This is a genomic window from Citricoccus sp., assembly GCF_035445025.1.
Lineage (GTDB): Bacteria > Actinomycetota > Actinomycetes > Actinomycetales > Micrococcaceae > Citricoccus.
In genome coordinates this window covers 1-6,698 of the sequence record NZ_DAOMPX010000084.1, presented here as the reverse complement: position 1 = coordinate 6,698, position 6,698 = coordinate 1, and the positions used below count along the sequence as shown (strand labels likewise).

The 6,698-nt window shown below is 71.5% G+C and carries 6 protein-coding genes; 4 read left to right on the top strand and 2 right to left on the bottom strand.

The features are described from left to right. Positions 1–71: 71 nt before the first annotated feature. Both PLJ28_RS14410 and PLJ28_RS14405 read right to left on the bottom strand, forming a co-directional pair. A complete protein-coding gene (locus PLJ28_RS14410; protein ID WP_183527738.1) occupies positions 72–1,595 on the bottom strand; it encodes an HNH endonuclease in 1,524 nt (507 codons plus the stop codon). Positions 1,596–1,884: 289 nt separating this feature from the next. Then, positions 1,885–2,700, bottom strand: coding sequence for a hypothetical protein (locus PLJ28_RS14405; protein WP_298044965.1), 816 nt, complete (start codon positions 2,698–2,700; stop codon positions 1,885–1,887). 113 nt (positions 2,701–2,813) lie between these two features. On the opposite strand from PLJ28_RS14405, the gene PLJ28_RS14400 reads away from it, so the two are divergent. The 4 genes from PLJ28_RS14400 to resB all read left to right on the top strand — a co-directional run bounded on the left by PLJ28_RS14400 (position 2,814) and on the right by resB (position 6,663). Further along, entirely contained in the window at positions 2,814–3,482 is a 669-nt protein-coding gene (locus PLJ28_RS14400) for a histidine phosphatase family protein (protein ID WP_298044967.1), read from the top strand. Positions 3,483–3,590: 108 nt separating this feature from the next. Then, positions 3,591–4,229: a TlpA family protein disulfide reductase gene (locus PLJ28_RS14395; RefSeq protein ID WP_183527732.1), complete on the top strand. Its 639-nt coding sequence runs from the start codon at positions 3,591–3,593 to the stop codon at positions 4,227–4,229. An 8-nt stretch (positions 4,230–4,237) separates the two neighbouring features. Beyond that, on the top strand, positions 4,238–5,005 hold the full coding sequence (locus PLJ28_RS14390; protein WP_183527730.1) for a cytochrome c biogenesis CcdA family protein: 768 nt from the start codon (positions 4,238–4,240) through the stop codon (positions 5,003–5,005). Positions 5,006–5,115: 110 nt separating this feature from the next. Then, entirely contained in the window at positions 5,116–6,663 is a 1,548-nt protein-coding gene (gene resB / locus PLJ28_RS14385; RefSeq protein WP_298044968.1) for a cytochrome c biogenesis protein ResB, read from the top strand. The last annotated feature ends 35 nt before the right edge of the window (positions 6,664–6,698 follow it).

The following is a 6,698-nucleotide window of genomic DNA, read 5'->3' as shown; positions in this document are numbered from 1 at the left end:
GAGGCCCCGGCCCGCAACCCCTCCACGCCGGAGCGGTCACTACATACCGTCTAGACCCGCCCGCTCGGGTTTCAGGCGGCGTCGAGCAGGGCGATGATCTGCCGGATCGAGAAGTGCAGTGGGGTGAAGCCGGGGAACCGGCCGTGCTGGGGCGGGGGCGGTGACTGACCGGCGTCGACGAGCGGCCGTGTGGGGTGGCGGTAGTGGTGGCCGGTGGGGGTGGTGACCGTGAGCTGGCCGGGGCCGGCGCTGTGGGTCCAGCCTGGGTTCTCCTTGGCGTAGTTGCAGCGTGCACAGAGCCCGGAGGCGTTGTCCCAGCTCGTCTGGCCGCCGGCGGCGTGCGCGGTGGCGTGGTCGAGGTGCTTGATCCTGGCGTTGCAGTACGGGGTGCGGCACAGCTCATCGCGCAGCACGACCATGCGGCGCAGCAGGGCCGGGAAGGTGCGTCTTCGGGAATCCATGGCCACCAGTTGACCGGACTCCGGTGCCGTGTAGAGCCGGCGCAGGAACACGTCCGCGTCGGTGTCGGCGACGATCTGCCGGGCCACCGGGGCGGGAAGGGAACCGTGCCCGGGGACGCGGGCCGGGGTGTCCTCGGTGCCGAGCAGGGCCTGGTCGGTCATCACCAGGTGCACCTCCACCGGGATGGCAGCGGCGGTGACCTGGCCTGTGAGGCGCTCGACCAGGGTGTCGGCCACAACCTGGGCCGGAGTGCGTCCCTCGGCCTCGCCGAAGGCCGCGAGGCGGGCGGCGGACTCGCTCAGGGCACGGTGGCAGGCTGCGGCCTGGGCCAGCGGCAGGGTCGCGGTGAGGGTGGCCATCCCGTGATCTGTGGCCCGGACGGTGACCCGGCGTTCGGCCACCGCGGTGTCGAAATGCTCTGCGGCGGCTGCCGGGTCCTGTTCCACGGCCAGCTCCCGGGCCACCATCGCCAACTGCTGGGCCCCGAGCACGGGCAACCCGTCGACCAGGGCGGTGTCCACCCGGCGCCGGGCGGTGCTCGTGGATAGCCAGGCGGTCTCACGGTGCACCACCCCGGCTCGTTCCTCCGAGATCGACCCCTCCGACAACGCCGTCAGGGTGTGCGTCAGGTCCTCGGACAAGGCGCGCGCCAGGGCCAGTTGCCGAGAGCCGCGGTGCGGGGACTCACCGCGGGCCAGGCCCAACTCCCCACCCAGGCCTCGTCCCCGCCGCTCGACCGGCACCCCGCGGTCGGCCTCGGCGGTGCGGCGTAGGGTGTCCAGGGCGGCCGTCTCACGCGCCTGGGCGGCAGCGCAGGCGGCCTTGAGCTGCTCCAGCACACGGATGCGGTCCACGGCCTCTGCCTCGGTGCCAGCCGGGACCATCAGCCCCAAGGCCATCCGCGCCGCGACCAGTTCCCGGGCCGAGCCCGGCACCGGGGCCGGGCTGACCGGACCGGCGACCACGGTGCCCAGCGGCACCCCGCAGGCCGCCAGGTCTGCCGCCCACTCCGGGGACCCCACCACGGCGCCCCGCAGCTCACTGGCGGGGCCGCCGGCCGGGCCGCTGGGCGACTCACCGGCGGGGCCACGGGTCTGTGCCGTACCGTCCTTCGGACTGTTCTGATCGAACATGTGTACTAATATAGGGAGGCGCGCGGACCTGATAAGCGTCCACGGCAGGACCGGGGACCAACCCGCGTCACGGGTCGTCTGTGGCGTTCCGGGCCCATGCGGCCAGGGGGCCCGCACATCATCCGCAACCCGCCCCGAACAGGCAACGGGCCGGTGGGCTGCACGGGCGTGCGGCCCACCGGCCCGTCAGGACTCTTCACCGGTCCGCGGTCACCGTCGATGTCCCGGCTGCCACCCCTGGCGAGCTTCTAGCTGGGGCCGGACGGCGCCGTCGTCGGGAGTGCTGGTGTCAGCGGCGGAGGGCCTTCTCCCAGGCCTTGCCGCGGAAGTACTCGTTCGACGGGCGCAGGTAGGCGAACACGATGCCCGCCACGCCGAGCGCCACGTAGACGATGCCCAGGCCGAAGGCCGACAGCAACGACATCGCGGCGAAGATGGTGCCGAAGATCCGGGCGACGTTGGACCCCTTGCGGATGCCCGTGGCGATCAGCCAGTACAGGCCCGCGATGAGCACCGTGAACACGATCGCCATCACGCGCACGGAGTCCATGAGCTCGTTGACGTCCACCGTCATGCCGGCGGCCCGGAACTGGGACTCGAGCTCCTCGACCATCTCGGGCGTCAGACCCATGGACGGCGAGAACGCCGCGAACAGCTCGATGACGAGGAAGGCGAGACCGGCCGCGAGGATCAGCCAGTACGAACGGTCGATCTCCTTCGGCCGCTGGACCGGGCCCATCGGCTGCTGTCCCTGCACCGGGTAGCCGTAGGGCTGCTGGGGGTAGGCGGGCTGACCCGGCTGGCCGTAGGGGGGCTGGCCCGGCTGGCCGTAGGGGGGCTGGCCGTAGGCGGGCGAGGGGTACCCCGGCTGGCCCGGCTGATCAGGCTGGCCCGGCTGCGCGCCCGGTGAGGGCTGCTGGGCCTGGTGCTGGGCCAGTTGCTCCGGGGTCAGCCGCACCCCGTAGCGCGGCTGGCCGGCGGCATCCTCGAGCGGCTGACCCGGCTGACCCGGCTGCGGCTGACCCGGCTGCGGCTGACCCGGGTGGGGCTGTCCCGGTTGCGGCTCTCCGGAATCGGGCTGGTCGGGACGGTTCTGCTCGGTCATGGGGGGTGCCTTCCTGGGCGTGGCGCGGTCGCGGGAGTCTGACCCCAACGGTACTGCCACTGGCTGAAGAACGGCTGTCCGGACGGGCCGCCGGCGTCTGCCAGACTGGACGCATGCCAGTAGCGACCGTCCACCTCGTCCGCCACGGAGAAGTCCACAACCCGGACCGGGTCCTCTACGGACGGATCCCGGGCTACGGCCTCTCCGAGCTCGGCCGGCGCATGGCCTCCGACGTGGCCGACTGGTTCACGCAGCAGGCCGAGCGCACCGGCCGCGCCCCGGCGGTGCTCGTCGCCTCGCCGCTGCAGCGGGCCCAGGAGACCGCCGCGCCGATCGGTGCGGCACTGGGCCTGGACATCGACACCGACGACCGGGTCCTGGAGGCCACCAACCGGTTCGAGGGGCTCTCGGGCGTGGGCAGCCGGTTGCGGAACCCGCGCTACTGGCCGCTCCTGGTTAACCCCCTGCGTCCGTCCTGGGGTGAGCCCTACCGGGCCCAGGTGGCGCGGATGGCCGCCGCGATCCAGGACCTGCGGGACCGTGCCGTGGAACAGGACGGCCCCGGTGCCGAGGCGATCATCGTCTCCCACCAGTTGCCGATCTGGGTCACCCGGCTCTCGGTCGAGGGCAGGCCGCTGTGGCACGATCCCCGCCAGCGCGAATGCACCCTGACCTCGGTCACCTCGCTGCACTTCGACGCCGGGCAGACCGTGCCGCGCGTCGAGTACCGGGAGCCGAACGCGGCCCTGCTCTCCCAGGCCAGCAACCTGCCCGGCGCCTGACCGGCGCCTGACCGGCGTCGGCCAGCTCACAGGATTCCACCAGCTTCTACTACGACCGGTAGAATCCATGGGAAGCCCCCGCCCCCGATGGAAGTTCCCCGAGCACCCATGACAGCCCTGCCCCCGCCCCGTGACTCCCGCGGACCCGCACTGAGCCGACGGAACGTGCTGGCCGGACTGGCCGGTCTCGCAGCCCTGCCGGTGCTGGCGGCCTGCTCCGGCGCGGACGACCCGCTGGCCGCGCAGGCCGGCAACGCGGACGGCAAGAACTACATCGCCGGAGACGGATCCGTGCTGGAGATCGCCGCCGCGGAACGCGGCGAGCCCGTGCGGTTCACCTCCACCCTCTTCTCGGGGGAGACCGTCGACGCGGCCGACCTGACCGGGCAGCCGGCCGTGCTGAACTTCTGGTACGCCGCCTGCGCCCCCTGCCGCATCGAGGCCCCGGACCTGCAGGCCCTGCACGAACAGTTCGAGCCCGCCGGAGTGCGGTTCGTGGGCGTCAACGTGCGGGACACCGCCGGCACCGCGGAGGCGTTCGAGCGCAACTTCGGGATCACCTACCCCTCCCTGGAGGACCGCGGGGGCCAGGTGCTGCTGGCGATGACGGACTACGTCCCCCCGCAGGCCGTGCCGACCACGATCGTGCTGGACCGCCAGGGCCGGGTCTCCTCCCGGATCCTCGGCGTGGCCGAGCCCTCCACGCTCAAGAGCCTGATCACCACCGTGGTGGACGAGCAGGCCTGATCCCTTCCATGCTGCAGGCCGCCACCGTCAACCCCTTCGCCGAGATCGTCATGGACGGCTCGCTGCTGCTGGCCGTGCCCGTCGCCCTGCTGGCCGGGCTCGTCTCCTTCCTCTCACCCTGCGTCCTGCCCCTGGTCCCCGGATACCTCGGGTACGTCACCGGCCTGACCGGCGCCGACCTGCAGGACCAGCGGCGGGGGCGGATGCTGGCCGGGATCGGGCTGTTCGTGCTCGGGTTCTCGGTCGTCTTCGTCCTGGTGGGCATCGTGTTCTCCCAGGTCACCATCTGGCTCCAGGGGGACGGTGAGTGGCTCACCCGGGTGCTGGGCGTCGTCGTGATGGTGCTCGGCGTGGTGTTCATGGGCGGGCTCGCCGTCTTCCAGCAGGACCGCCGCATCCACGCCCAGCCGAGGGCGGGGCTGTGGGGCGCGCCCGTGCTCGGGATGACGTTCGGCCTGGGCTGGGCGCCCTGCATCGGCCCGACCATGGCGGCCGTGCTGGCGATGTCCACCGCCGGGTCCACGAACCCCGGCAAGGGCGCCTTCCTGGCGTTCGTGTACTGCCTGGGCCTGGGGGTGCCGTTCCTGCTGATCGCCCTCGGTCTGCGCCGGGGCATGGGTGCGCTCGCGTTCTTCCGGACCCACCGCGTGGCCGTGATGCGCATCGGCGGGGGACTGCTGATCGTGCTCGGCGCGCTCATGGTGAGCGGGTTGTGGAATGACTGGGTCGTGCAGCTGCAGACCTGGTTCGCCAACGAAGTGAGGCTGCCGATTTGAGCCAGCAGGACAACGTGAGGGTCGTCCGGGACGAACGGACCCGCGAGGACACCCCCCAGAAGCCCGAGGTCGAGCTGCCCTCGCTGGGCTTCACCGGCACGCTGCGGTTCATGTGGACCCAGCTGACCTCGATGCGCACCGCGCTGATGCTGCTGCTGATCCTCGCGGTCGCCGCGGTGCCCGGTTCCCTGTTCCCGCAACGACCGGCCGGTCCCGAGATCGTCCAGGACTACCTCGAGCAGAACCCGGTGCTGGGGGAGTGGCTGGACCGGTTCCAGATGTTCGACGTCTACTCCTCGGTCTGGTTCTCGGCGATCTACCTGCTGCTGTTCGTCTCGCTCATCGGTTGCGTGTTCCCGCGCGCCGTCAAGCACGCCAAGGTGCTGCGCTCGGCCCCGCCGCGCACCCCGCGCCGGCTGTCCCGGTTGCCGGAGTATGGCCGGGTCGTGCTCGAGCCCACCGGCCCCGCCCCGGCCCAGGCGGTGGAGCAGGCCGCGCAGGTGCTGCGCAAGCGCGGCTACCGGATCGAGGTCCGCCAGGAGCCCGACGGCGGCGCCTCCGTGGGCGCCGAGCGCGGCTACGTGCGGGAGATCGGCAACATCGTCTTCCACCTGTCCCTGATCGGGGTGCTGGCCTTCATGGCCGTCGGCTCGCTGCTGAGCTACAGCGGGCAGAAGATCCTCGTCGAGGGGGAGGGCTTCGCCAACACGCTGGTCGCCTACGACTCGTTCACCCCCGGCAGCGCCTTCTCCGAGGACCGGCTGGTGCCGTTCTCGATGTCGCTGAAGAGCTTCGACGCCGTCTTCGACCGCGAGTCGCAGACGCACTACGGCCAGCCGCTGGACTTCACCGCGGTGATGGAGGTCCAGGACGGCACCGACGGGGAGCCCCGGGAGCAGGTCCTGAAGGTCAACCATCCCCTGGACATCCACAACACCCGCGTCTACCTGGTCGGCAACGGCTACGCCCCGGAGGTCACCGTGCGGGACGGCAACGGGGACATCGCCTTCCAGGGGCCGGTGGTGGCGCAGGTCCAGGACCAGGTCTACACCTCGCTGATGGTCATCAAGGCCCCCGACGCGCAACCCGAGCAGCTCGGCTTCGTCGGCTTCTTCCTGCCCACCGCTTACACCGGTGAGGACGGGGTGGCGGTCTCGATCGACCCGGACCTGTACAAGCCCGAGCTGAACCTGAACTCGTACTACGGGGACCTCGGCCTGGACGAGGGCGTGCCGCAGAACGTCTACGTGTTGGACACGGACGACCTCACCGAGCTGAACTCCCGGAGCGTGGACGCCGGCGGCATCACGCTGACCCCGGGCGAGTCCTACGAACTGCCCGAGGGCAAGGGCTCGATCAGCTTCGACGGCGTCAAGCGCTATGTCGGCCTGGACATCCACCACGACCCGGGCAAGTGGGGCGTCGGCTTCTTCGCGATCCTCGCCCTCGTGGCCCTGATCGTGAGCCTGTTCGTGCGCCGCCGGCGCGCGTGGGTCCGTGGCACCACCGGCCCCGACGGGTGCACCATGGTGGAGTACGGGCTGCTGGCCCGCGGCGAGGACTTCGGCCTGCGCGAGGAGAACCTCGCCCTGCGCCGCCAATTCGAACGGATGTGGCCCGTGGTCGCACCCGAGGACACCCAGAACCGACCGGAGTAACCCATGCAGCCCATCAACCTGCAGCTGGCCAGCTA